The sequence below is a fragment of the Kordia jejudonensis genome (genome assembly GCF_001005315.1).
Lineage (GTDB): Bacteria > Bacteroidota > Bacteroidia > Flavobacteriales > Flavobacteriaceae > Kordia > Kordia jejudonensis.
The window spans coordinates 1-585 of the sequence record NZ_LBMG01000167.1; the positions used below are offsets into that span (position 1 = coordinate 1).

At 35.9% G+C, this 585-nt stretch carries 1 protein-coding gene; it reads right to left on the reverse strand.

All coding sequences use genetic code 11. The features are described 5' to 3' along the window. Window positions 1–585, reverse strand: a 585-nt coding sequence (locus AA089_RS23160) for a phosphopantetheine-binding protein (RefSeq protein ID WP_046759403.1), incomplete at both ends; no start/stop codon positions are given.

Sequence of the window (585 nt, forward strand, 5' to 3'; positions counted from 1 at the left end):
CTCCTGAAATTTGTAAAACACCTGAAATATGATACGCCAAACTGCCTTGTAATTGGTCTAAAAACCATAAACGTTTTTGCGGATAGGATAATGGAATGAATTCTGGTCGTTCGTTTACGCTAATTTGCAGAATTTCGGATTGCGTTCCTTTTTGTATTAGTTTCGTTATGCCTGAAATAGTAGGATTTTCAAAAACATCTTTTACACCAATTGAAATTTGAAATGTTGCTTGAATGGCTGATATTAAACGAATTGCCAATAATGAATGTCCGCCAAGTTCAAAGAAATTGTCATGTATTCCAATCTTAGTTGTTGAAAGTATATTTTCCCAAATTTCGACCAATTTTTCTTCGGTTTCAGAAGTTGCTGCTACATAGTTTTGTTGCATAAAATCAGTTGCATCTACAGCAGGCAATGCTTTTCTGTCTATTTTTCCGCTCGGTGTGAGCGGCATGGTGTCCATTTCTATAAAAATTGATGGAATCATGTGTGCGGGCAAACGTGCTTCTAGGTAGTTTTTTAATGCTTCTTTTGTGTACGATTCGTTTACTTCTATGTAACCAACCAAACGTTTTCCAACAGTTG